Here is a 374-nt window from a genome sequence, read left to right on the forward strand (position 1 = left end):
ATTTAATGAAATTGGTATTAGTTCAATTTCTTATGCGCAGATCAGATTAATTAGTTGCCTTGAAAGTTTATTTTTTAAAATCGTAAGCAGGGTTTTATACAGGGCCCGAGCATACTTTGACTGCATATTAACCAAAGAAAACTTGAGCTCTGTAATCATCATTCCAACCCGCTTTTTTTAATTTATTGCGCTGGCTAGGTGCGCCGCAGTCACATTGCTTGAGGATATTCATCACAAATCGTCTAAATAAAGCCATATTTTCTACTGCACCCTCGAGCATTATTCGTGAATTATCTTCTTTAAATACAACATCCAATACGTAATGCTGACTATTTTCAATACGCCAATGCTGCCTGATATAGTGACCTAGTGAC

At 36.4% G+C, this 374-nt stretch carries 1 protein-coding gene; it reads right to left on the minus strand.

Annotated features, from left to right (window positions below; all coding sequences use genetic code 11):
• Nucleotides 1-127: 127 nt before the first annotated feature.
• Nucleotides 128-374 (minus strand): transposase (locus tag N482_RS05375; RefSeq protein ID WP_196765309.1); only part of this gene is annotated, 247 nt, incomplete at its 5' end.

This window comes from Pseudoalteromonas luteoviolacea NCIMB 1942 (assembly GCF_001625595.1).
GTDB classification, from domain to species: Bacteria; Pseudomonadota; Gammaproteobacteria; order Enterobacterales; family Alteromonadaceae; genus Pseudoalteromonas; species Pseudoalteromonas luteoviolacea_A.